The 23,524-nt window shown below is 64.9% G+C and carries 20 protein-coding genes; 9 read left to right on the forward strand and 11 right to left on the reverse strand.

The features are described from left to right. Positions 1-242: 242 nt before the first annotated feature. The 3 genes from MPN20_RS05405 (at position 243) to MPN20_RS05415 (ending at position 3,845) form a co-directional block, all read left to right on the forward strand. Entirely contained in the window at positions 243-1,328 is a 1,086-nt protein-coding gene (locus tag MPN20_RS05405) for a histidinol-phosphate transaminase (RefSeq protein WP_242780287.1), read from the forward strand. After that, positions 1,325-2,743: an FAD-linked oxidase C-terminal domain-containing protein gene (locus tag MPN20_RS05410; protein ID WP_242780289.1), complete on the forward strand. Its 1,419-nt coding sequence runs from the start codon at positions 1,325-1,327 to the stop codon at positions 2,741-2,743. Before MPN20_RS05405 ends, MPN20_RS05410 begins: the two co-directional genes overlap by 4 nt. 100 nt (positions 2,744-2,843) lie before the next feature. Further along, positions 2,844-3,845, forward strand: coding sequence for a 2-oxoglutarate and iron-dependent oxygenase domain-containing protein (locus MPN20_RS05415; RefSeq protein WP_242780291.1), 1,002 nt, complete (start codon positions 2,844-2,846; stop codon positions 3,843-3,845). 5 nt (positions 3,846-3,850) lie between these two features. On the opposite strand, the gene mmuM is transcribed toward MPN20_RS05415, so the two are convergent. After that, on the reverse strand, positions 3,851-4,774 hold the full coding sequence (gene mmuM, locus MPN20_RS05420) for a homocysteine S-methyltransferase (RefSeq protein WP_242780293.1): 924 nt from the start codon (positions 4,772-4,774) through the stop codon (positions 3,851-3,853). Positions 4,775-4,831: 57 nt separating this feature from the next. On the opposite strand from mmuM, the gene tgt reads away from it, so the two are divergent. Beyond that, complete coding sequence (gene tgt, locus MPN20_RS05425) at positions 4,832-6,082, forward strand: tRNA guanosine(34) transglycosylase Tgt (RefSeq protein WP_242780419.1); 1,251 nt, start codon at positions 4,832-4,834, stop codon at positions 6,080-6,082. On the opposite strand, the gene MPN20_RS05430 is transcribed toward tgt, so the two are convergent. Both MPN20_RS05430 and MPN20_RS05435 read right to left on the reverse strand, forming a co-directional pair. Beyond that, positions 6,079-6,825: a queuosine precursor transporter gene (locus tag MPN20_RS05430; RefSeq protein WP_242780295.1), complete on the reverse strand. Its 747-nt coding sequence runs from the start codon at positions 6,823-6,825 to the stop codon at positions 6,079-6,081. The two genes, tgt and MPN20_RS05430, sit on opposite strands and share 4 nt — an antisense overlap. Continuing rightward, positions 6,800-9,469 (reverse strand): M3 family metallopeptidase, encoded by a 2,670-nt coding sequence (locus MPN20_RS05435; RefSeq protein ID WP_242780297.1) that lies wholly within the window; start codon positions 9,467-9,469, stop codon positions 6,800-6,802. Before MPN20_RS05435 ends, MPN20_RS05430 begins: the two co-directional genes overlap by 26 nt. Before the next feature lie 107 nt (positions 9,470-9,576). Between MPN20_RS05435 and MPN20_RS05440 the strand changes: the two genes are divergently transcribed. After that, positions 9,577-10,647 carry an AI-2E family transporter gene (locus tag MPN20_RS05440; protein ID WP_242780299.1) on the forward strand — a complete coding sequence of 357 codons (1,071 nt, stop codon included), beginning with the start codon at positions 9,577-9,579 and terminating at the stop codon, positions 10,645-10,647. A 19-nt stretch (positions 10,648-10,666) separates the two neighbouring features. Here MPN20_RS05440 and MPN20_RS05445 read toward each other — a convergent pair whose 3' ends face one another. Next, on the reverse strand, positions 10,667-10,879 hold the full coding sequence (locus MPN20_RS05445; RefSeq protein WP_242780301.1) for a hypothetical protein: 213 nt from the start codon (positions 10,877-10,879) through the stop codon (positions 10,667-10,669). Positions 10,880-11,131: 252 nt separating this feature from the next. Here MPN20_RS05445 and aqpZ point away from each other — a divergent pair, with 252 nt between their 5' ends. The 3 genes from aqpZ to MPN20_RS05460 all read left to right on the forward strand — a co-directional run bounded on the left by aqpZ (position 11,132) and on the right by MPN20_RS05460 (position 14,195). Then, positions 11,132-11,890 carry an aquaporin Z gene (gene aqpZ / locus MPN20_RS05450; protein ID WP_242780303.1) on the forward strand — a complete coding sequence of 253 codons (759 nt, stop codon included), beginning with the start codon at positions 11,132-11,134 and terminating at the stop codon, positions 11,888-11,890. 341 nt (positions 11,891-12,231) lie between these two features. Next, positions 12,232-13,755 (forward strand): aldehyde dehydrogenase family protein, encoded by a 1,524-nt coding sequence (locus MPN20_RS05455; protein WP_242780305.1) that lies wholly within the window; start codon positions 12,232-12,234, stop codon positions 13,753-13,755. Beyond that, complete coding sequence (locus tag MPN20_RS05460) at positions 13,755-14,195, forward strand: DUF779 domain-containing protein (RefSeq protein ID WP_242780307.1); 441 nt, start codon at positions 13,755-13,757, stop codon at positions 14,193-14,195. Before MPN20_RS05455 ends, MPN20_RS05460 begins: the two co-directional genes overlap by 1 nt. Positions 14,196-14,229: 34 nt before the next feature. Here the strand turns inward: MPN20_RS05460 and MPN20_RS05465 are convergent, their stop codons facing one another. Beyond that, entirely contained in the window at positions 14,230-14,829 is a 600-nt protein-coding gene (locus MPN20_RS05465) for an XRE family transcriptional regulator (RefSeq protein WP_242780308.1), read from the reverse strand. 146 nt (positions 14,830-14,975) lie between these two features. Between MPN20_RS05465 and MPN20_RS05470 the strand changes: the two genes are divergently transcribed. Then, a complete protein-coding gene (locus MPN20_RS05470) occupies positions 14,976-15,599 on the forward strand; it encodes a class I SAM-dependent methyltransferase (RefSeq protein ID WP_242780310.1) in 624 nt (207 codons plus the stop codon). Positions 15,600-15,606: 7 nt separating this feature from the next. Here the strand turns inward: MPN20_RS05470 and MPN20_RS05475 are convergent, their stop codons facing one another. From MPN20_RS05475 to MPN20_RS05500, 6 genes are read right to left on the reverse strand one after another with little or no spacing between them, the layout of a single operon-like run. Continuing rightward, positions 15,607-16,983 carry an alkylhydroperoxidase domain protein gene (locus tag MPN20_RS05475; protein WP_242780312.1) on the reverse strand — a complete coding sequence of 459 codons (1,377 nt, stop codon included), beginning with the start codon at positions 16,981-16,983 and terminating at the stop codon, positions 15,607-15,609. Position 16,984: 1 nt separating this feature from the next. Next, a complete protein-coding gene (locus MPN20_RS05480; protein WP_242780314.1) occupies positions 16,985-18,028 on the reverse strand; it encodes a putative FMN-dependent luciferase-like monooxygenase in 1,044 nt (347 codons plus the stop codon). Between the two features lie 10 nt (positions 18,029-18,038). Next, complete coding sequence (locus MPN20_RS05485; protein ID WP_242780316.1) at positions 18,039-19,772, reverse strand: ABC transporter ATP-binding protein; 1,734 nt, start codon at positions 19,770-19,772, stop codon at positions 18,039-18,041. After that, positions 19,769-20,632: an ABC transporter permease gene (locus MPN20_RS05490; RefSeq protein WP_242780318.1), complete on the reverse strand. Its 864-nt coding sequence runs from the start codon at positions 20,630-20,632 to the stop codon at positions 19,769-19,771. The genes MPN20_RS05485 and MPN20_RS05490 overlap by 4 nt, the downstream gene beginning before the upstream one ends. Further along, positions 20,629-21,747 (reverse strand): ABC transporter permease, encoded by a 1,119-nt coding sequence (locus tag MPN20_RS05495; RefSeq protein ID WP_242780320.1) that lies wholly within the window; start codon positions 21,745-21,747, stop codon positions 20,629-20,631. The genes MPN20_RS05490 and MPN20_RS05495 overlap by 4 nt, the downstream gene beginning before the upstream one ends. Continuing rightward, positions 21,744-23,480, reverse strand: coding sequence for a TIGR04028 family ABC transporter substrate-binding protein (locus MPN20_RS05500; protein ID WP_242780322.1), 1,737 nt, complete (start codon positions 23,478-23,480; stop codon positions 21,744-21,746). The genes MPN20_RS05495 and MPN20_RS05500 overlap by 4 nt, the downstream gene beginning before the upstream one ends. Positions 23,481-23,524: the final 44 nt, after the last annotated feature.

Raw genomic sequence — 23,524 nt, forward strand, 5'->3', positions numbered from 1 at the left:
TCACTGACTACAAGTATTCGCCTTAAACACTACTCTCCGCCGTCGGTCAACCAGTAACCCGGGCCGAGGGTCGAGGGTGGTGATGCGAGCATTCTCACAGCCGATGGCACTTCGACCGCCAGCGGAAGTCGCTTCGGTCGCCGAGGGATGCCCGTCCGGAGGTGGCGGCATTTTCCGACCAATCGGACTTTTCGTTATGGACGCCGTGTGTCCCTGGACACAGGATGTGCAAATATGGGCACATGTCGAACCGATTCCTGCTTCGTGATGCCCTCGCCCAGTTCCCGCCCTATGTACCGGGCAAACCGCCGGTCAGCGCGCCGGGTCTGACACCGTACAAGCTGTCGTCGAATGAGAACCACCTGGCACCGCTGCCCGGTGTGCCCGAGGCCGTCGCGACCGCCTCGGCGCTGCCCGCGAACTACCCCGATCCGACCTCCGCGAAGCTCGTAAAGGCCATCGCTGCCCACTTCGACGTCGATCCCGCCGAGGTGGTCCCCGGCGCCGGTGCCTCCGAGGTCCTGTCCGCGCTGACGAACATCACGCTCGAAGCGGGCACCTCCGTGGTCTACCCGTGGCCGTCGTTCGAGATGTACCCGATCCTCGCCTCGGCGCGGGGTGCCGAGAAACGGCCCGTCGACCTTCTGTCCGACGGTCGGCACGACTTCGCCGGCCTTGCCGCCGCGATCGATGACACGACCCGGCTCGTCCTCCTCTGCTCGCCGAACAACCCGACCGGACCCTCGATCACCACCGACGAGCTCGACGGTTTCATGGCCGAGGTTCCGGAGAACGTCATCGTCGTCCTCGACGAGGCGTACTGGGAGTTCGCCACCGCCGCCGAGGTGGTCGACGGGGTGGCCGCGTTCGCCGAGTACCCGAATCTCGTCATTGCCCGCACCTTCTCGAAGGCGCACGGGCTCGCGGGACTGCGCGTGGGCTTCGGCATCGCCGATGCAGAGATCGCCTCTGCCCTGCGCCAGGTCATCGCCCCGTTCAGCGTCTCCGCAGGCGCCCAGGCCGCAGCCCTCGAATCTCTTGCCCGCGGCGATGAGGTGATGGTGCGCGCGAAGGAGGTCGCTGCGACCCGCGACCAGTTCGCACAGGACCTGCGCGACCTCGGCTTCACCGTCCCTGACACTCAGGCCAACTACGTGTGGATCGCACTGGGCCCCGAGGCGGCCGTCGAGTTCGAAGGAGCCTGCGCCGCACAGGCCGTCGCGATCCGCCGACTCTCCGGCGGAGTGCGCGTGAGCATCGGTCCTGATGAGGCCCTCGATCGAGTGCGCAAGGTCGCCGCGGAATTCGCGCAGGCCGCTCGCTCATGAGTGAGGGAACCTTGCAGGTCAGCTCCAGGGTCGACGATCTCGCGACGCTGGCATCTCAGCTGAGCCCTGGTGCTCTGGTCACCGATCGTGATGTCATCGACAGCTATGCCTCCGACAAGGCGCTCTTCTGTCCCGCGGGTCGGGCGCTCGGCCTGATTCGGGCGCGGTCGGTCGACGACGTCGTGGCCGTCATGCGCTTTGCCACCGAACACCGGATCCCCGTCGTCACCCAGGGTGCACGGACCGGACTCTCCGGCGCTGCCAATGCCATCGATGATTCTCTCCTGCTCAACGTCGCGGGAATGAACGAGATCGTGGCCATCGACCCGGTCAACCAGACGTGCCGGGTCCAGCCCGGAGTCATCAACCAGGACCTCAAAACGGCGCTGGCCGAGTACGGACTGTCGTATCCTCCCGACCCCGGGTCGGTGGCGATCTCGACGATCGGCGGCAATGTCGCGACCAATGCGGGCGGCATGTGCTGCGTGAAGTACGGGGTGACGAAGGACTACGTCCGCGCCATGACCGTGGTGCTCGCCGACGGCACTGTGACGAAGCTGGGTCGGCAGACGGCCAAGGGCGTCGCGGGCCTGGACCTGCCGGCGCTCCTCGTCGGCTCAGAAGGAACCTTGGGCACCATCGTCGAGGTGACTCTGGCCCTCAAACCGGCACTGGCCCCGCCGATCACCGCCGTCGGAATCTTCCCCGACACTGCGTCCGCCGGTCGCACGGTCACCGAGTACATGGGATCCGGTGCCAGCCCCTCGCTGCTTGAACTCCTCGACGGACCTACAGTGAAGATGGTCAACGACTACGGCGACTTCGGTCTGCCCGACGATGTCGGTGCCTTGCTGATCGTGCAGTCGAATGCCACGGGTGGCGGAGCAGTTGAGGAGCTTGAAGCCTTCCAACGAGTCGCCGAAGCCAACGGCAGCAGTGAGGTCTTCGTCTCCGATGACCCGGCGGATTCCGAGATGCTCGTCGCTGCCCGTCGTGCGGTCGGGCCGGCGATGGAGAAGTATGCGCACACGCGTGGTGGGGGAGAGCTCATCGACGATGTCTGCGTGCCGCGTTCGGCTCTGGGCGAGTTCTTCGAGAAGCTGCGCCTCATCGATGCTCAATTCGATGTTGAGGTCGCCACAGCCGGTCACGCCGGTGATGGGAACATGCATCCCTCCGTCGTCTTCGACGCCGGTGATGAGGCACAGGTGGCACAGGCACAGGAGGCGTTCGCCGCGATCATGCAGCTGGGCCTCGATCTGGGTGGCACGATCACCGGTGAGCATGGAGTCGGGTTCCTCAAACGGGAGTGGCTCGGACATGAGCTCGACGCCGGAGCACGACTGATGCATACGCAGATCAAGGACGCCCTCGATCCGCTGGGTATCCTCAATCCGGGGAAGATGTTCGGCTGAAAGCAGGCGTGTGACGTTTCGTTGCGCTCGATGACTTTCCGGCAATGTCCTCGTGGCGGCTCGGCGTAATGTGCTGAGCACCCACGAAAGGACTCCTGCAATGACGCTCAGTCGACTCCCCATCCTCGACCTCAGTCTCGCCGATGACCCCGCCACCGCCGAGGGGTTCCGGGCAGACCTGCGCCGGATCACGCACGAGATCGGTTTCTTCTATCTCGTCGGGCACGGCATACCCGCTGCCGAGTTCTCCCGCATCATCGATGTTGCGCAGACGTTCTTCTCCCTGCCCGAGGAGGAGAAGCTCGCAATCGAGAACATCAACTCACCGCACTTCCGCGGCTACACTCGCACCGGCGGCGAGCGCACGCGTGGTCAGGTCGACTGGCGCGAGCAGATCGACATCGGTCCCGAACGCGAACCCGTGGCCGAGCCGGAATTCGACTTCGACAATCTCACCGGTCCGAACCAGTACCCGGAGTCACTGCCTGAGCTCAAGGCAGCCACAGATGAGTGGCATGCCCAGCTGACCGAACTGGGCAACAGACTCCTCGAGCAGTGGGCGCTGAGTCTGGGCCAGCCCGCCGATCACTTCGCATCAGCGTTCGACCGCGATCCGGAGTCGTTCATCAAGATCGTCCGCTACCCCTCGGCCGAGAGCGACGATGTGACTCAGGGCGTCGGAGAGCACCGCGACGGTGGGACCCTCACCTTGCTCTATCCTCAGCCGGGAACCACGGGGCTGCAGGTGCTGACTGAGGATGGCTTCATCGATGCGGATCCGATTGAGAACGCCTTTGTCGTCAACATCGGCAAACTGCTCGAGGTTGCGACGAACGGCTACCTCAAAGCCACGGTCCACCGGGTCCTGCCGACGAAGCCGGGGGAGGACCGGATCTCGATCCCGTTCTTCTTCAACCCGGCGCTGCGCAGTCAGCTGCCCGCTGTCGACCTGCCGCCGGAGCTAGCTGCCCAGGCGCGCGGAGTCTCCGTCGACGAACTCGATGCGCTTCATTCGGTCTATGGGCAGAACGCGTTCATGTCGCGTCTGCGCTCGCACCCGAATGTGGCCGAGAAGTACTACGCCGAGTACCTCACGGACTGAGCTGCTCAGATCCGCAGCAGGGCGCGAGCCAGGCCGTCGATGTCGGCCGGTGTGGTCCGGCAGCAGCCGCCGATGAGGCGGGCGCCCGCGGTCACCCACGGTGCCAAGGCCGCCGGACTCGTGTCGAAGGACGCGCCCTCATGCCAGTCCATCGTCGCCGCATCGTAGACCTCACCCGAATTCGGGTAGGCGATGAGCGGACGATCCGTGGTACTCGCCAGAGCATCCAAGGCCGGAAGGACGAGCGAGGGTCGGACGCAGTTGACGCCGAGGGCACGAATCATCGCTGACCCGGCGACCGCCTCGGCGAGGTCGGTCAACGGGGTGCCGTCGGCCATGTGTCCGCCGTCGGCCAGTGTCACGCTCAGCCACGCGGGGATCCCGTACTCATCGGCGAGGGCCGCGAGCACTCTGACCTCTGGCAGACGTGGCTGGGTCTCGATGGCGAGCAGATCCGCGCCGGCACTGACCAGGGCCTCGATGCGGGGGCGGTGGAAGTCCGCGAACTCGGCGTCGCTGAGATGGTAGTCGCCGGTGTATTCGGCGCCGTCGCCCAGGGCTGCGCCATAGGGTCCGACGGACCCGGCGATGAGAACCCGGCCATTCGCGGAATCGGCGGCCCGCCTGGCGATCACGACGCTGCGCTCCACGAGACGACGGCCCTCCTCGGCCGGAATCGATGCCCTTTCGAAGCCCAACGGTGTTGCCTGGTAACTGGCGGTCGTGACGATCCGGGCACCGGCGCGGATGAAGTCGGCGTGCACCTCGGCGAGGGTCTCCGGTGCATCTCGGAGCAGGGCCGCCGACCACAGCTCGTGGCTGAGATCGATGCCGCGGGACTCGAGGGCAGTGCCCAGGCCCCCGTCGATGATGATGGGCTCGCCGGTGGTGCTTGCTGTCTCGAGGATCTGGATGAAGGTCGTGGGCATGGTCCCAGTTAAACTTGTTCGGTGACCCCAAACGAATCCTTCGCACCATCTGAGACAGTGCCCTCAGCCGCCACAGACGCTCCGGCCATCAACGATCGATCCCGGTTCGGCTTCGACGTGGGCACTCGCCTCGACGAGGGTGGGCGCACCGGCGTCATCCACACCCCGCACGGCGACATCGCGACACCGGCGTTCATCCCGGTCGGCACGAAGGCCACGGTCAAGGCCGTGCGTCCCGACGAGGTGGCCGAGCTCGGCGGTCAGGCCGTGCTCGCCAACGCCTACCACCTCTACCTGCAGCCAGGGTCCGACCTTATTGATGAGGCCGGCGGACTCGGCAAGTTCATGAACTGGCCTGGCCCGACATTCACGGACTCGGGCGGATTCCAGGTGATGAGTCTCGGCGCCGGTTTCAAGAAGGTCATCTCGATGGAATCGACCGGGGAGCAGAATGACGACCTCGTGGCGGTGGGCAAGGAGAGGCTCTCGAACGTCGACGACGACGGCGTGACCTTCAAATCGCACCTCGACGGGTCGATGCACCGCTTCACACCTGAGATCTCCATGGGTGTCCAGCACGAACTGGGCGCGGACATCATGTTCGCCTTCGACGAGCTCACGACCCTGATCAACACCCGCGGCTACCAGGAGACCTCACTCGAGCGCACCCGGCTGTGGGCGCTGCGCTGCATCGAGGAGCACAAGCGGCTCACCGCAGCACGCACGCACCGGCCCTACCAGGCACTCTTCGGTGTGCTCCAGGGTGCACAGTACGAGGACCTGCGCCGCAAGGCCGCCCAGGACCTGGGGGCGATGGACTTCGACGGCTTCGGCATCGGCGGTGCGCTGGAGAAGGAGAACCTCGGCACGATCATCCGCTGGGTGTGCGAGGAACTGCCGGAGAACAAGCCCCGGCACCTGCTGGGCATCTCAGAACCCGATGACCTGTTCGAAGCGATCAAGACCGGTGCCGACACCTTCGACTGCGTCTCACCCTCACGGGTGGCCCGCAATGCGGCTATCTACACGCGCGACGGCCGCTACAACCTCACCGGAGCGAAGTACCGGCGAGACTTCGGACCTCTCGATCCGGACTGCAAGTGCTACACCTGTGAGAACTATTCACGGGCCTACCTGCGTCACCTGTACAAGGCGAAGGAGATGCTGTTCTCCACCTTGTGCACGATCCACAACGAGTACTTCGTCGTCAACCTCGTCGCCGAGATTCGCCGAGCCATGGAACAGGGTCGCTTCGCCGAACTCGAGACTGAGGTGCTGGGCCGCTACTACGCGAAGACGCGCAGCTAGGCTCCGGGCAGCTCGTAGCTGGGTTCGTGCTTCTTCACCAGCTTGATCACCCGGTAGGTGACGGGCATGAGGATGACTTCGACGGCGACCTTGTAGACGAAGCCGAAGATGATGTAGTTGATGAAGTCGAGGCCCGGGATGACGCCGGCGAAGGCGATGATGCAGAACAGCAGTGTGTCGACGAATTCGCCGACGCCTGTCGAAGTCAGCAGACGGACCCACAGCTTCTGCTCGCCCATGCGCTTCTTCACGGCCACGAGCACGTATGAGTTGAGCAGCTGCCCGAAGAAATAACCGGCCAGGGATGCTGCCACGATGCGTGGGTAGAACCCGAGGACGGCGGCGAACGCGTCCTGGTTCTCATAGCCGGGACCTGGCGGTGAGATGAGCACGAGCCAGAACACGAGGGTCGCCAGAATCTGGAGTCCGAAGCCGGTGATGACGGCCTTGCGGGCGGCCTTGAAGCCGTAGACTTCGCTGATCACATCGCCGAGGATGTAGGCGATGGGGAAGAGAAATGCGCCGCCGTCGGTGACGATGGGACCGAAGCCGATGACCTTCGTCGCGGAGATGTTGGAGATGATGAGGACCGCCGAGAACACGGCGAGGATCACCGCGTAGTAGCGCCCGCGCGATGAGGCGAAGGCCGCGAACCGGCCCATTGCGGGCTCGGCGCTATGGGCCCCCGAGCTCTCCGAACTCAGCGCCCCCGAGTCGTCAGCCTTCGGATCCTTCTGCGACAACGGTGATTTCCTTCCCTCCGGTGACTGCCAGCAGCTGCTCGTACGTCAGCGGTATCACCGAATTCGGTGTACCGGCGGCAGCCCAGAGAACAGGATAGTCCTTCAGCGCCGCGTCGACGTACGTGGGAATCGGCTGCGGGTGGCCGCAGGGTGCGACTCCGCCGATGACCTGTCCCGTCGAGGCGCGGACGAGATCTTTGTCGGCGCGGTCAAGCGAATCGACGCCGATCGCCCGGGCAACGAAGTCCGTGTCGACACGGTGACGTCCCGAGGTCATGATGAGCACCGGGTCACCTCCGGCGGAGAAGATCAGACTGTTCGCGATCGCGCCGACTTCGACGCCGACCTTCTTCGCCGCCGAGGCTGCCGTCGGAGCCGCATCGTCGAAGAGCCGGATCTGCGGTTCGATTCCCTTGGACTGCAGCACATGAGCGACCGCAGCGTTGTTCCGGTGCAGCTGTGAGTCACCTTCAGCCGTCGTCCCGGCAGCGGAGTCGGACGAGGACTCAACCACTGATTCGGGCTCGGTCGCGGCCGAGCCGGCCCCCGCCTCGGCGGACTCGGGCGTCTCGTCCGTTTCGGGAACAGCAGCAGTCTCGTCAGCCTCAACCGGCTCGGCCAGCCCACGGCGGCGCAGCAGCGGCGCGACATCGGGCCGGGTTCCGAAGAACTTCTCGATCGCGGTCATCGGGTCGACCGAGTAGCCAGGGGCGAGGATGGCCTCGCGGAAGGCATCGCCGGCCTCGCGGTTGAGTCCGCCTTGGTCCTCGAACCACTCGGTGACCCAGGCCGCGATGACCTCGGAGTAGATGTAGGAGTAGTAGCCCGAGGCGTAGCCGGAGGCGAAGATGTGGCCGAAGTACGTGGTGCGATAGCGCGGTGGTACGAGTCCGGAGAATCCGGATGCGGCCAGAACCTCGGATTCGAAGGACAGGACGTCGGTGATGTGCTCACCGGCCTCGAGCGAATGCCACGACAGATCGAGCATTGCAGCAGCCAAGTATTCGATCGTGTCGAAGCCCTGACCGAATTTCTCGCTGGCGATGAGGGCAGAGATAAGCGACTCCGGCATCGGCTCGCCGGTCTCGACGTGTAGGGCGAAGTGGGGGAGGACCTGTGGGTGGAAACGCCACATCTCGTTGAGCTGGGAGGGGAACTCGACGTAGTCGCGGGGAACGGCGGTGCCCGCGCTCGAGGGGTAGGTCGAGTTCGCGAAGAGTCCGTGGAGGACGTGGCCGAACTCGTGGAAGAAGGTCTTGAGCTCGGTGGGGCTCAGCAGCGTCGGCCTGCCCTCTCCTGGCTTGGCGAGGTTGAGTGAGAGAGTGACGACGGGCAGGTGCCCGGTCAGTCGTGAGCTGGACACGAGCTGGTCCATCCACGCCCCGCCGCGTTTCGTGTCACGCGAGTAGGGGTCGATGAGGATGAGTCCCAGGGTGCGTTCGTTCGCGTCGGTGACCTCAACGGCGCGGACGTCCTCGTGCCAGCCGGCGATGTCCGTGCGCGGGGCGAACGTGATCCCGTAGAGCCCGGTCGCAGCGCGGAAGACGCCCTCGTTCAGGACAGTGTCGAATTCGAAGTACTTGGCGACCTCATCGGCATCGATGCCGAATTCGTCGTGGCGGTACTTCGCGAGGTAGTACTTCACATCTTCGGCTGCGACATCGTCGATCCCGTAGCGTTCCTGGACGGCCGCGAGTTCGGCGGCCAGCTGTGCGTTGGCAGGAGAGATGAGGGAGGAGACGATGTCCGCGGCCGCATCTGGTCCACCTGCGGTCTGATTGTCGATCGCGAACGAGGAGAACGACGGGTATCCCAGAAGCTTCGCCTGCAGCGCGCGCAGGGCTGTGGTGTCGGCGACCTGGGTGCGGGTGTCGCCCGCACCGCCCAGAGCACCGCGGGACATCGAGTTGTGCAGCACCACAGCACGAGTCGACTTCGATTCGAGTGAGCCGAGCACGAGCTGCTGCGTGAAATTGTTCAGCGGCAGCAGGTAGCCGTCGACTCCGCGTTCGCTCGCCCGCTGTGCGGCAGCGGCGACGTGGTCCTCGCTGAGCCCGGCCAGTTCCCCCGCCTCGCCGAGGTGGACCGCGAGTTCGCGCGTATCCTCCGCCAGGGCGCGGGAGAAGGAAGACTCGAGGTTCGTGAGTTCGGCCACGATCGTGGTCATCTGATCGCGCTCATCCTCGCCGAGGCGGGCTCCTGCACGGACGAACATTTCGATCGTCAGCTCCTGCTGGCGTTTGTCCTCGGGGTTGAGGTCGGTGACCGGGACCTGTTCGATGCGGTGGAAGAGATCGACGTTGAGCAGGATAGCGGTCCGGGACGCGGACAGCCGGGCCCATACCTCGGCGACGGCATCAGTGAGTTCTGGACGCAGATGATTCGATTCGACGGCGCTGACCACGGAGGAGATCCGGGTCATCGGGATGGAGGCGGATTCGAATCTCACGGTCGTGGAGACGAAGGTCGGCTCATTCTCGTCGTTGATGATGTCTTCGACCTCGGCACGGGCAAAGTCCGTGGCTGAGCGGGCCGCAGCGATCAGCGATGCCGGGGTGACGGCGGAGAAGTCGGGAAGTGAGAACTCGCCCTGCGGGTCGAGGAAGACGTCCCAGACATCGATGCTGTTCGGATCGGAGCTCATCGTCGACGTACCGCTTTCTTCACTGCTTAGGGGATTGTGTCAGGTCTGCCATCGATCCTAACGTGTGCGGCCCTTGCGCTGCATGGTCGCTGGCTACACTGGGGTTCATGGGCAAAGGGCAGGGGAAGACCCTCACACTCAACAGCGCGTTCCGGGTCGGGTTCACCGGCACCCTCGGCGTTGGGTTGGCGATCGGACTGATGATGGCCCTGCAGTCGGTGGCGACGGTCATCATCTACATCGGTCTGGCCCTGTTCCTCGCGCTCGGGCTCGAGCCGATCATCCTGTGGCTCGTCGAACGCAAGCTGGCACGGTCTGTCGCAGTCGTCCTCGTCGTTCTCGCGTTCGTCATCGTCGTTGCGGGTGCCGTGCTGCTCATCGCCCCGGCCGTGATCAGCCAGATCCAGCAGTTCATCGGGGATCTGCCGGGCATCGTCGCGAACATTTCGTCGACGGGGTGGGTGACCGACCTCGAGCAGAGATTCACCGGTGCCGTCGACCTCGATGCGATCTTTGCGAGCCTCGGCGATTGGGTCTCGGATCCGAAGAACGTGCTGTCCCTGGGCGGCGGCGTCGTGTCCATCGGGGCGGGCATCCTCAGCTTCGTCACGGGTGTCATCATCGTCGTCATCCTCACGATCTACTTCGCAGTGACGATGCCGACGATCAAATCCGCGATGTTCTCCCTCGTTGCTGCCAGCTCCCGGCCGACGGTCGAATCCGTCACCGAGGAGGTCACTCGTTCCATCGGACGCTACGTTCTGGGGCAGGTGTCGTTGGGCATCGTCAATGGTGTGTGCTCGGCGATCTTCCTGACGATCATCGGCGCCCCGTTGCCGGCGCTGCTCGCGTTCGTCGCGTTCCTCGCTTCGCTGATTCCGCTCGTCGGTCCGATCACTGGCGCGGTCATCATCACGGCGTCGTGCCTCATGGTCTCGCCGGGGCTGGGCATCGCAGCCGGCATCTACTATCTCGTGTACATGCAGGTCGAGGCGTACCTGCTCAGCCCGCGCATCATGAAGGCGGCCGTGGATGTGCCTGGTGCTCTCGTCATCATCGCGGCCATCGCCGGGGGCACTTTGGGCGGAGTCCTCGGTGCAGTCGTCGCAGTTCCCGTGGCCGCCTCGGGTCTCATCATCATCCGCAAAGTCGTCGTGCCTGCGCAGGCGAAGAAGTAGGGGCTGCCGCGGCGCAGTTCTAGTGCGGGTCGTCTCCGCGGCCTCGGCGCATGAAAAGCCGGATGACGAGCTGGGACAGGAAATACGTCCCGAAGTAGGCGACGACGGCGATGACCAGGGTCAGCAGCAGGTTGCCGTCACGGCCGATCACGGCCAGGGTGGCGAACACAGTGACCGTGATCGCCAACAGATAGGGAACCAGCCGCGCGACGGGGCTGTCAGTGTCGCTCATGGTTTCGAGCGTACCAAGTGCCGGTGACACAGCAGGACCGGGTGTCCGTCTGCCGCATCGAGTCCTAATCCCCACTACGACCGCACTCCCTGTCTGATCAATCTGTCTGATCAATGGTGATGCCGTTGAAATGAGATCGTCGGTCCTGCTCAGGAGAAACAACAGCGCAGCTTGAGTTCATTTGCTGAGACGTGACTGTAGTATGGGAAACGACCTGATATGTGATACGCATCACAGATAGGATGATCCCTCATGGCTGTCCAGCAGAAACCCACACTTCTCTCAAAGATCTTCGCCGAATTCCTCGGCACATTCGTCCTCGTCTTCGGTGGTTGCGGTGCTGCTGTATTCGCTGCGAAGGTCGTCGGTGATGACGGAATCAACATGGGGATCGGATTCCTCGGAGTCGCACTGGCTTTCGGTCTCACCGTCGTCGTGATGGCCTTCGCCGTCGGGCATGTCTCCGGTGGGCACTTCAATCCCGCAGTGACGTTGGGCTGCGTGCTCGCGGGCCGGACCCCGATCAGGGACGCAGTTCCCTATTGGATCACTCAGATGGTCGCCGGCATCGTCGCCGGTGGAGTCGTCCTTCTCATCGCTTCAGGCAATCCCGACTATTCGCTTGCGAAGGACGGTCTGGCCACAAACGGGTATGGAGAATTCTCCCCGAACGGATTCTCCTTGGCCAGCGTCCTCATCGCCGAGTTCATCCTCACCGCCATCTTCCTCTATGTCATCCTCGGGACAACCGATGACAGAGCTCCGGTCGGAATGGCCCCGTTGGCGATCGGCCTCTCGCTGACGCTCATCCACCTCGTCGCCATCCCGATATCGAATACCTCAGTCAACCCGGCGCGTTCATTCGGAGTTGCGGTGTTCGCCGGTGGGGATGCGCTCGGCCAAGTGTGGGTGTTCTTCCTCGCGCCGCTCGCTGGTGCCGCCGTTGCCGGACTCACCTATAACCTGCTGTTCCCGAAGGCAGCGGAAGTGCCCATCACCGAGGGTGGATGATTCTGCCGCCCTGGCCTGCATTCTCTCCGGCTTTTGGGCAGGTCATGCTGCGAGCGGTGGACGAGCGAGACGTCGCGATCGGTCACTGTGGGCTTTGGTTGAAAGAACTCGACGAAGGGCGGGCTAGCGCGGGCTATGCGATCATCCCGGCGAAGAGAAAACAAGTCCCGACATGCGCGCCCAAACCTTGCGAACTCAACGACGAAGCAATGACGCCTATTGTCCCTGCGCACTGTCCGGCCTATGGTGAGAGGACGCTACTCATCCACTCGGTCGGCACCGGTCAGAGCACCGGAGATGACAGACGATTTCGAGTGGATGGACTCACACGAAGGAGTGTCATGGCAGTCTACTCAGCACCTGGTACCGAAGGTTCGCTCGTCACGTTCAAACCGCGCTACGAGAACTACATCGGAGGAGAGTGGGTGCCGCCGAAGAACGGCAACTACTTCGAGAACATCACACCCGTGACCGGGCAGGTCTTCACTGAGATCCCCAGTTCCACGGCCGAAGACATCGAAACCGCACTCGACGCAGCGTGGGCCGCGGCACCTGCCTGGGGCAAAACCTCGGTCACGGAACGATCGAACATCCTCCTCAAGATCGCCGATCGTATGGAGGCGAACCTCGAGATGATCGCGGTCGCCGAGACCTGGGACAACGGCAAGGGTATCCGCGAGCCACTGGCAGCCGACATCCCGCTGGCCATCGATCACTTCCGCTACTTCGCCTCGGCCATCCGGGCTCAGGAGGGCGGTCTCTCTCAGATCGACGACGATACGGTCGCCTACCACTTCCATGAGCCGCTCGGCGTCGTTGGACAGATCATCCCGTGGAACTTCCCTCTTCTCATGGCCACATGGAAGCTGGCACCTGCACTGGCCGCCGGTAACTGCGTCGTCCTCAAGCCGGCCGAGCAGACCCCCGCATCAATCCTCATCCTGGCTGAGCTCGTCGGCGATCTGCTGCCACCAGGAGTCCTCAACATCGTCAACGGCTTCGGCGTCGAGGCAGGCAAGCCCTTGGCCTCGAACAAGCGGATCAAGAAGATCGCGTTCACCGGTGAGACGACGACCGGTCGCCTCATCATGCAGTACGCCTCGCAGAACATCATCCCGGTGACACTGGAACTCGGCGGCAAATCGCCGAACATCTTCTTCGACGACGTCATGGCCGCCGACGACAGCTACCGGGACAAGGCTCTCGAGGGCTTCGCAATGTTCGCGCTCAACCAGGGCGAGGTCTGCACCTGCCCGTCACGTGCACTCGTCCAGGAGTCGATCTTCGACGACTTCGTGGCCGCCGGCGTCGAGCGCGTCCGTGCGATCAAGCAGGGCAACCCGCTCGACACCGACACCCAGGTCGGGGCACAGGCCTCGAACGATCAGTACGAGAAGATCATGTCCTACCTGCAGATCGGCAAGGATGAGGGCGCCGAAGTGCTCATCGGGGGCGACAAAGCCGAACTCGACGGCGACCTGGCCGGAGGCTTCTATGTCCAGCCGACCATCTTCAAAGGCACGAACAACATGCGGATCTTCCAGGAGGAGATCTTCGGACCTGTCGTCGCCCTGACCTCGTTCAAGGACTACGACGACGCCATCACCACCGCCAACGACACCCTCTACGGTCTGGGCGCAGGCGTCTGGGCCCGCACCGGCAACACTGCCTACCGGGCAGGCCGCGACATCCAGGCGGGCCGCGTCTGGGTGAACAATTACCATGCCTATCCGGCGCACGCAGCGTTCGGTGGGTACAAATCATCCGGTATCGGTCGAGAGAACCATCTGATGATGCTCGACCACTACCAGCAGACCAAGAACCTGCTGGTCAGCTACTCGGAGAACGCACAAGGATTCTTCTGATGAATGAGACAGCCGAAACAACAGTCCTCGAATCGACTCCGACCATCGACGGAGAGGAGAAGTCACGGGTCGCGATGACCCAGGCCACCATCGACCTCCTGGGGCCGCTGATCGTCAAACACGGACAGCTCATGTTCCACCAGTCCGGAGGCTGTTGTGACGGCTCATCGCCGATGTGCTTCCCGGAGGGCGACTTCCTCACCTCGGATGCCGACGTCCTGCTCGGCCACTTCGAGGTGCCAGTGCCCGACGCTGCCGGTGCAGATGGCGATGCCACCACCTCGGGCATCGACTTCTGGATGTCGGTCGAACAATTCGAGTACTGGAAGCACACGCACCTGACCGTTGATGTCGTCCCCGGCCGAGGAGGCGGCTTCAGCGTCGAATCCCCGACGGGCAACCGCTTCATCATCCGGTCCACGCTTATGGACGTCGGCTGAGGCCAGACTGGTCACCGTCAAACGGGAGTTGGCACTATTCTGCGCCGAGGTGCCGCTTGGGTGCTGCTCGGACATGGGCTCGTTCGCCCTGCTTGCCGACAAGACTGAGGAACTCGACGTGTCCTGAACTCGTGGCACCGAACCAGTGTGGGGTGCGGGTGTCGAACTCGGCGGCTTCACCGGGTTCGAGGATGAGATCGTGTTCGCCGAGCACGAGGCGGAGCCTGCCGTTGAGGACGAAGACCCAGTCATAGCCCTCGTGGGTGCGCAGCACGGGCTCCTCGCCGTCATGTCCTGCCGGCAGCACGAATTTGTAGGCCTGGATGCCGCCGGCGCGACGCGACAGCGGCAGGATCGTTCGGCCGTCGCGAGTGGGGATCGGGCGTAAGTTGACGCGCGGATCTCCGGTCGGCGGCGCGTCGACGAGTTCATCGAGAGTGGTTCCGAACGCTCGCGCCAAGGGCAGCAGCTGCTCGAGGTTGGGACGGCGGTGGCCGGCTTCGAGTCGGGACAGTGTGCTGATCGAGATACCGGTCTCCGCAGAGAGATCTGTCAGAGTGATGTCGCGACGCTGTCGCAGCTGCTTCAGCCGTGGCCCAACAGCATCAAGAGTGCGATCCAAGAGTTCATCCATGCTCACCAGTTTGCCATTTGGAAAAATCGTTTGCAATAGTGCCTGGTCGTCGTCACCATTGGAGTTATCAACACCACCCCCATCCCCACGGACCTTGATCACGCAGTGGTGGATCTGGCCAACAAGCAAACAGAGAAGGCGAGCTGATGACTCACTCATTCGACAAGAACTACTGGGACCGGACCTGGAGCGGTGAACGGGCGCCGGGGATGAGTTCCGGAGACCCGAACCCTCATCTGGTCCATGAGACAGGAGGCCTCGTTCCTGGAATGGCCCTCGACGCTGGCTGTGGTGCCGGGGCAGAAGCGATCTGGCTGGCAGCCCAGGGCTGGGACGTCACCGGGGCCGATGTTGCGGACGCAGCACTTGGCTACGCGAAGGACCGCGCCGCGGCCGCCGGAGTCGCGGACCGGGTGCGCTGGGTCCAAGCGGACCTCTCCGTCTGGGAGCCGGACACGCAATTCGACCTGGTCACCACTCACTACGCCCACCCCGCGACGGGGCAGCTGGAGTTCTACGATCGCATCGCATCCTGGGTGGCACCGGGCGGAACACTGCTCATCGTCGGACACCTCCACCAGCACTCATCGGCCGGTGACACGCATCCGCCGGCCACAGCCTCGGCGACTGCTGCCGCGATCACAGACCGTCTCGACCCAGCGGTATGGGAGATCATCATGGCAGAGGAGTCGCATCGCTTCGTCATTGGTCCCGGAGGCCGCCCCAACGCCATCGACGACGTCATCGTCAGAGCACTGCGCCGCGTCTGAGGCCGGCTCACTTCCCGGGAGTCAGCACCTCGGGCTCTCCGAGGGAGAGCATGAGGCGGTTGGCCCAGTTGAAGAAGGCTGCGCAGTTGAGGGCGTCGATGATGTCCCCGTCGTCGAGGCCGGCTTCGCGCAGTGCGCTCACGTGCGAAGGACCGAATGCCTGTGGGGTGAGCGTGAGCGCCACCGAGGCATCGACGACGGCATCCCAGACCGGATCGCCGAGGTTGGACGATGTCCCGATTCCCTCGTCGAGCAGCGTCTGCACAAGATCCCGGCGGCCGGATTCCTCCGTCGCCCGATCCGAATGGATCGACGCGCAGAACAGGCAACCGTTGAGTCGTGAGGCCGCAGTCGCTGCCAGTTCCCGTTCGGCCCGCCCGAGCCCGTCGGTCGTGTTGAAGAATATGTCGAGATCCGTCAGGGTCCGTGCACGCAAAGCCGCCGGATCCCTGGCGAGCAGGCGGAAGTAGGGGTTCTTCGCCCGCCCCGCTTCGATGAGTGCCTCGCGTTGGACCTCGCTCAGCTCCGCCTCGTCGACGGGTGCGATCCACGGCACCCAGCCGAGTCCCGACTGTTGGAAAAGCTGTGGGCGTGTGAGATCGGGGTACGTGCTCACGCGCTCGCCCACCTTCTTCAAGGCCGTGGCGCCTTTCGCTGCGGCTGCGTCCCGCGCCGAGGTGGTCCCGCCCTTGCCGCCGCCCGCAGAGGAATGCTCGGGCTGGCTTTTTGAACCCGTCGGTGTCGGCACTGCGTCGGAGACGGGCACGTCGACGGCAGCAGGAGCATGGGAGAGCGCCGCCAACCCCGTGCTGATGCGGATCTGGAAGTTGAGGAACGACACCAGCTGCGCCAGTGTCACGATCATGTCCTCGTCCCATCCGGCGTCGAGCAGCCGTGCCATGTGCTCGGGCCGCGAACCCCGAGGATGCAGAACGAGCAGATGGGCGAACTCGAGTCCTGCAGCGAGAAGAGGGCCAAGGATGTCGACGGACTTCTCGTCGACGACCAGCCAGGGCCCGGCGACATTCTCACTGGAGAGCTCGGCGGATTCGAAGATGCCGTAGGGCCCGCGCACGTCCGAGCGTGAGTCGAGTTCGAGCAGTGCCTCATCGAGAAGTTCCGCAATAGTCCACGAGGCGACCTCGTCTTCGTCGCGGAGGAGATCGCGATAGAACTCCTCAGCGGACGAGGAGCCGAGCAGCCCGGCGGTGAACGCGGCCACGGCGTAGCGGTCACGGTGGGAGAACCCGCCCGGGTCGACGGGTTCGAGCAGAGCCTCGAAGCTGAGCTGGGCGTTTTCCTTCGCCTGTGCCCGGTGATCGCGGAGTGCGTCGAGGGGGTCCTGGGCCGAGATTCCGGCGAGGGTGTTGATGATGTCGGGCATGTCAGACCGCCTGTTCCGTGGTCAGTGCCAGGCCGAGTGCCGGGGCAACTTCGGTGGCGAGCAGTTCGATCGATCGCAGGGTGGTCTCATTCGTCGCGGGCACGGAGTGGACCTGGAAGCTGACGTCGGTGGCCTGCCCCAGAACGCGATCGTTTGAGAGGCGTTCGCTGACCTGCTCGGGGGTGCCGAGGTAGGTGTCGGTGGCCACGAGCAGCTCATCGAAGGTCAGGCCGGAGGTGTCGTAGCCGACGAGGCGGTCGGCCTCGGAACGCAGTGCCGGCTCGGTGAGTGCACGCAGCTGAGGCAGTGATTCGGCATCGGCGACGACGGCCGTGCGTGAGGCAAGGATTCGCGGTTCGATCCCGTCGGGCAAGTTCGACAGGTAGGCGTCGATGACCGGAAGCTGCACCTCGTCGAGGGTTGCTCCGGGGTTGCCCTGGGGCCTGGGCTGGGTGCGCGAGAGCATGAGGCCGTCTCCGGCAGCACCGGCCGCGGCGGAACCTCCGGAGGAGAAGGTGGCCTGCCACAGACGATCGACGAGCCCGACACCGTCAGACTGACCAACCGGCTCCGGGTAGAGCGCATGCCCGGTCTCCAGTGACTGACCGGCCAGCAGCGTCTTCAACGCAGCGAGGTTGCTCGCGAAGACTTCGCGGCGCTCGTCGAAGCTCGTGCCGAAGGCAGGGAAGGACTTCGGGTTGCCGCCCGAGCCGAGTCCGATCTCGAGGCGTCCGCCGGAGAGCGCATCGGTGACCGCTGCGTCTTCGGCCACGCGCACGCCGTTCTCCATGGGCAGGGTGATGATCGCCGTGCCCAGACGGATCCGCGAGGTCTGTGCCGCAGCGTGGGCGAGGAAGACGAGAGGGGAGGGCAACCCGCCCTCGGCTGCGGAGAAGTGGTGCTGGGCGACCCAGGCGGAGTCGAAGCCGACGGCCTCGGCGCGGTGGATCTGTTCGAGGGCGTACTGGTAGCGCAGAGGCGCGGGAGCGTCCTCGAGCAGGCGGGTGAAGAAGCCGAGCTTGGGGCTGCGGGTGGTGCTTGTCATCGTGTTCGTCTCATCTTTCTGCTGCTGCGTGCAAGGTTGGACTCTCGGAGTCCTCGCCGCCGTGGAGCATCACGGGGCGCGGGATCGCATCGAGGAGTGTGCGTGTGTAGTCGGTCTGCGGGCGGGCGAAGAGACCCTCCGTCGGTCCGTTCTCCACCAGGCGACCGTGCGACATCACCGACGCCGTATCAGCGATCTGGCGCACGACCGCGAGATCGTGGGAGATGAAGACGTACGTCAGCTCGAGGTCGGTCTGGAGTTCGTCGAGGAGGTCGAGGATCTGCGCCTGCACCGTCACGTCGAGGGCCGAGACCGCTTCATCGAAGACGACGAGTTCGGGACCCGCGATGAGCGCCCGGGCGATGGCCACACGCTGCAGCTGTCCGCCGGAGAGTTCCTGCGGCCGGCGGTCGAGATAGGTCCTGGGCAGGGCCACCCGTTCGAGGGTCTCCTCGACGAGTGCCGGCCGTGACTCCCGGGTGCCGATGCGGAAGTTGCGCAGGGGCTCGGTCACGGTCTGGCGGATCGAGTGTTTCGGATCCAGCGCCGAATACGGATTCTGGTGGACGAGCTGAACCGTGCGACGGAAGTCCTGAAGTCGCGCGCGAGCACCGCGACCTCGCTGCTGACCCAGATTCGCCGCGTCGAAGTCCCCGACGAGCAGTCGCCCGGACTGCGGAGCGAGGAAGCCGGCCAGAGCCTTCCCCGTCGTGGTCTTTCCGGATCCGGATTCGCCGACGATGCCGTGGGTGGTCCCGCGCTCGACGGTGAAGGAGACGTCCTCGACGCCGATGACCTGGTCGCCGCTGCGAGTGAAGACCTGCGTCAGACCCTCGACCGAGACGAACGCACGACCAGGCTCGACCGAAGACCCAGACCCAGCGCCCACCTCGGCGGCGGTCGGGGCCCCAGCTTCGATGGCGGTCGGGGCACGTCGGGATTTCGTCTTCAGCGCGGGAGCATCGGCGAGCAGCCGGGACGTGTAGTCAGTCGCGGGCCGGGAGAAGATCCGGTCAGCGGACCCGGCCTCGACGACCTTCCCGGACTGCATGACGACGACCTCATCGGCGCGCTCACCGGCGACCGCGAGATCGTGGGTGATGAACAGGATGCCCATGTCGGTCTCCGCACGCAGGTCGTCGAGGAGGTCGAGGACCTGTTTCTGCACGGTCACATCGAGGGCCGAGGTCGGCTCGTCGGCGATGAGCAGACGCGGACGCAGTGCGATGGCCGAAGCGATGAGCACCCGTTGACGCATACCGCCGGAGAGCTCGTGCGGGAACTGATCCGCGCGCATCTCGGGACGGTCGATGCCGACCTTCTCCAGCAGATCGAGGACCTGGGCTCGTGCGGACTTGCGGTCGGCGCGCCCGTGGATCCGCAGCGCCTCGGCGACGGACTTCCCGATCGTCTGCAGCGGGTTGAGCGAATTGCCGGGGTCCTGCGGAACGTAGCCGATCTGACTGCCGCGCACACCCCGCCAGGCGGTCGTGCCCAGCGAACCCAGATCGACCGAGCCTAAGTGGATGTGGCCGCCCGTGACTCGTGCGGTCTCGGGGAGGAGGCCGATGACCGCGTTCGCCGTCGTCGACTTTCCCGACCCGGATTCGCCGACAACCGCGGTCATCGATCCGGGCCGGACCACGAGATTGAGCCCGTCGACAGCCGGGGGTGCCGATTCGCCTCGGCGGGAGAAGTCGACGGTGAGTCCCTCGACCTTCAGCAGCGGAGTCGCATCGGTCATGATGTTGCCTTTCGCAGGGTGTTGCCGATCTGGTGGGTGGCCAGGACGATGGCCATGACGACGAGGCCGGGGAAGACCGTCAGCCACCAGGCGGTGGCGACGAAGTTGCGGCCCTCGGCGATGATGAGACCCCATTCCGGGGTCGGCGGGGGAGTGCCGTAGCCCAGGAAGCCCAGCGTCGAGATCTGCAGGATCGCGGATCCGATCTGCAGGACGGCCAGGGACAGCACAGGGGAGATCGAGTTCGGCAGGATGTGTCGGAACAGGACTGAGAAGAACGTCCCGCCCGATCCGTAGGCTGCGGCCACGAAGTCGCTCGTGTTGATCCGTACGGCCTCTGACCTGGCCAGCCGGGCGAACTGGGCGATGGCCGTGACGCCGACGGCGATGGCCGCGTTGATCGTGCCGAAGCCGAGGACGATGACGATCGAGAGGCTGAGCAGGATCGCAGGGATCGAGAGCAGCACGTCGATGAAGCGCATGAGCACATCGTCGAGCCAGCCGCGTCGAGTCCCGGCGATGAGGCCGATCGCGGTGCCCACGATGAGGCCGACGCCCACTGCCACCAGCGCCGCCAGCAGTGACTGCGAAGCGCCGTAGACGACACGGGTGAACGCGTCACGGCCGGTCTGGTCGGTGCCGAACCAATGGTCGAGGCTCGGCGCGAGCAGAGCTGCTGTGTCCCCGCCGTCGTTGGGATCGTGGTGGGTGAACAGGCTCGGGAAGAGCGCCCACAGGACTGCGATGAGCAGGATGAGCGCCGAGACGATGGTTGCCGGTCCGATGGCATTGGCGCGGCGGCTGCGGCCGGGGCGGGTCGCCTCGGGGGAGGTGCGGGTGATCGCGGTGAAGAGGCTCATGAACGCGGACCTTTCGTCTCGTGCGACGCGGGGGAGCGGCCCGGCTCGGAACTCTCGTCCCAGCCGAGGTCGACGCCGACGCTGCCGGCCGTCGTGGCCAGGGCTCGGCGGGTGGAAGCGTCCGCTTTGGTCGACGACCGGAATGCCCCCGCCGAGGCGGTGCTGGCCTGACTGCGCAGGCGAACGTCGATGATCGGGTAGAGGAGATCGACGATGAGGTTGATGATGACGTAGGCGAAGGTCGCGATGACCACGACGGCGAGCAGGATCGGATTGTCCCGGTGGGTCACGGCCTGCGCGGTGATCTGCCCGATGCCGTTGCGGCCGAAGACGGTCTCGGTGACCACGGCGCCGGCGACGAGCTCACCGAAGACGAGTCCGATGATGGTCAGACCCGGCAGCACCGCATTGCGGGCGACCGTGTGGACGAGGATCCACAGTTCGGACGCACCCTTCGCCGAGGTGACCTTGACGAAGCCGGAGGCCTTGACGTCGGTGATCGAACGGATGAGGACCTGTGCGATCGGGGCCGACAGCGGAACCGCCACGGTCAGCGTGGGCAGGACGAGCGCCTCGGCGGGGCCGGGGGAGACCACGGAGACCACCCCCAGCTGAAACGAGAACACCTGGATGAGCAGGATGCCGAGCCAGAACACCGGGATCGAGATGAACAGACTGGGGACCGAGTCGAGGACTCGCCGGACCCAGGACAGAGGTCCGGTCGCCGGCCCGAAGGTCGCGAGCACCGCGATGACCACGGCGAGGACCAGCGCGGTGGTGAACCCTGAGAGCGCGAGCACTGCGGTCGAGGGCAGAGCCGCGGCGATGATCGTCGAGACCGCGGCACCGGTTTGGACGGAGAAGCCGAAGTTACCGGTGAAGAAGCCGCCGAGAGCGAGCAGGTAGCGGCTGAACCAGGGTTCGTCGGCACCGGTTTCGGTGCGGATCTCGGCGACCTGGTCGGCCGAGAGGCCGAGCGCCGGATCGGCAAAGCGCGCGGTGACGCCGTCGCCGGGAATGAGGCTGAGCAGGATGAACGCTGCGGTGAAGGCGAGCAGGAGCACGAGCAGTGCCTGGCCCAGCCGCAGGAAGAGGTAGCGGGTGTCGATGATCATTTCTCTCCTGCCAACCAGGCGCTGTAGAAGTCGGGACGGCCCACAGGTTCGGTCGCGAAGCCGTGGACGTGGCGGCGGAAGGCGAAGACCTGGGGCTCTTCGAAGAAGGGCAGCACGTAGGCGTTGTCGACCAGGTAGTCCTGGACCTTCTCGGCAGCCTTCTGCCGCTTCTCGGTCACGGGCTCAGAGGCGAGCGCGTCGAGGAGCCGGTCGATCTCCGGGTCGATGCTCTCTTCATCGGCATCCGTGCGATCCTTCCCGTTGAGGAAGACGTCGCGGTTGACCGAGGAATAGTTGGACCGCAGATTGTCGAAGTCCGCGCGGGCGACCATCGAGTGATAGATCTGGACCGTCTCGAGATCGAGTGCGTCGAGCGTCTGCTTGGACTGGTCGCCGGGGTTGATGGAGAGTCGCACGCCGACGCGGCGCAGCTGCTGCTGGATGAGGGTCTGAACCTCATTCGACCGTGGCTGCGGCAAGGCGATGTTGACGACAAGGGCCAGCACCTGACCGTCCTTGGTGCGAAAGCCCTGCCCGTTGCGCTCGCCCCAGCCGGCCTCGTCGAGGAGGCTGTTCGCTTCATCCGGGTTGTGGACCCAGGAGTCGGACTGGTCCTTGTAGCCCATCGCGCCCTTGGCCAGCAGGCCGGTCGCCAGCGGGTAGTTGGGAGTGAAGAGCTTGTCGACGATCTCCTGCCGGTCGATGGCGGCGATGATGGCCTGGCGGACCTTGAGGTCAGCTAGCAGTTCGTGCCGGAACCGGAAGTTGATGCTGTTGTTGATGCCGTTCGTGGCCTTCGCGAAGAGGCGCAGCCCCTGTTCCTTCACCCGCGGCTCATCCGGAGCTTGGACGTCGCGGACACCGTCGGCCTGGCCAGAGAGGACCGCGCCGATACGCACCGAGTATTCGTTGTTGGCCAGGTAGTCGATGCCGTCGAGGTGGGCTCGGCCTTGGTGGGACAGATGCGGCGGTGCCCAGTCGTAGTCGTCTCGAGCGCGGACGGAGAGCTTCGTGCCGATAGTCTCCTCGGTGATGTGGAACGGCCCGCAAGTGTGGATCTGCGTGGCTCCGCCGGGACCGAAGCCCTCGGCGTCCAGTGCCAGCGTCGAGTCGGCGAGGAGGCCCGCATTCATCGTCGACGTCGCCTGCGCGAAGCCGGGGGACGGGGCGCTGAAGTGGAAACGGACGCGGTTCTCACCGAGCACTTCGCTGCGCTCATAGTTCGAGATCTGTTCGGAGACCGGCAGTGTGCGCGCCTCGTCGCCCTTACCGAAGAGATCGAAGTTCGCAGCGACGTTCTTCGCCGTCAGCGGTGATCCGTCGGAGTAGGTCACACCATCACGGATCGTGAACGTGAACTCGGTGGCATCGGCATTGATCTCGGGCAGCTCAGTGGCCAGCCAGGGGTGGAGGTCGAGGGTCGTCGGATCCTGCCACAGCAGGCGGGCCGAGATGTTGTTCAGGATGCCGCCGTTGGGGTAGAACCCGACCGAGGGCGGATAGAGCAGCGTCCAGGTCTGGGGTTCGAAGTACGTGAGCACTCCGCCCTTGACGGGCTGACCGGTATCGGCCAATGGCGCGTCATCGGTGGGGGTGCAGGCGGAGAGTGTGATGATCGTGCCCAATCCCAGCCCGAGGCTGAGGAAATTGCGCCGGCCGACAGTGCGCGAGGGACGTCCCGCATGTGAGGTGCGGGCGTCATGCGCCGAGGCGAGGGGACGGAGATCCGTCATGGAATGTGGTCCTTTGTACAGGTCAACGGTGAGCAGGGCAGTGA

Source organism: Brevibacterium sp. ZH18 (assembly GCF_022748595.1).
Taxonomy (GTDB): domain Bacteria; phylum Actinomycetota; class Actinomycetes; order Actinomycetales; family Brevibacteriaceae; genus Brevibacterium.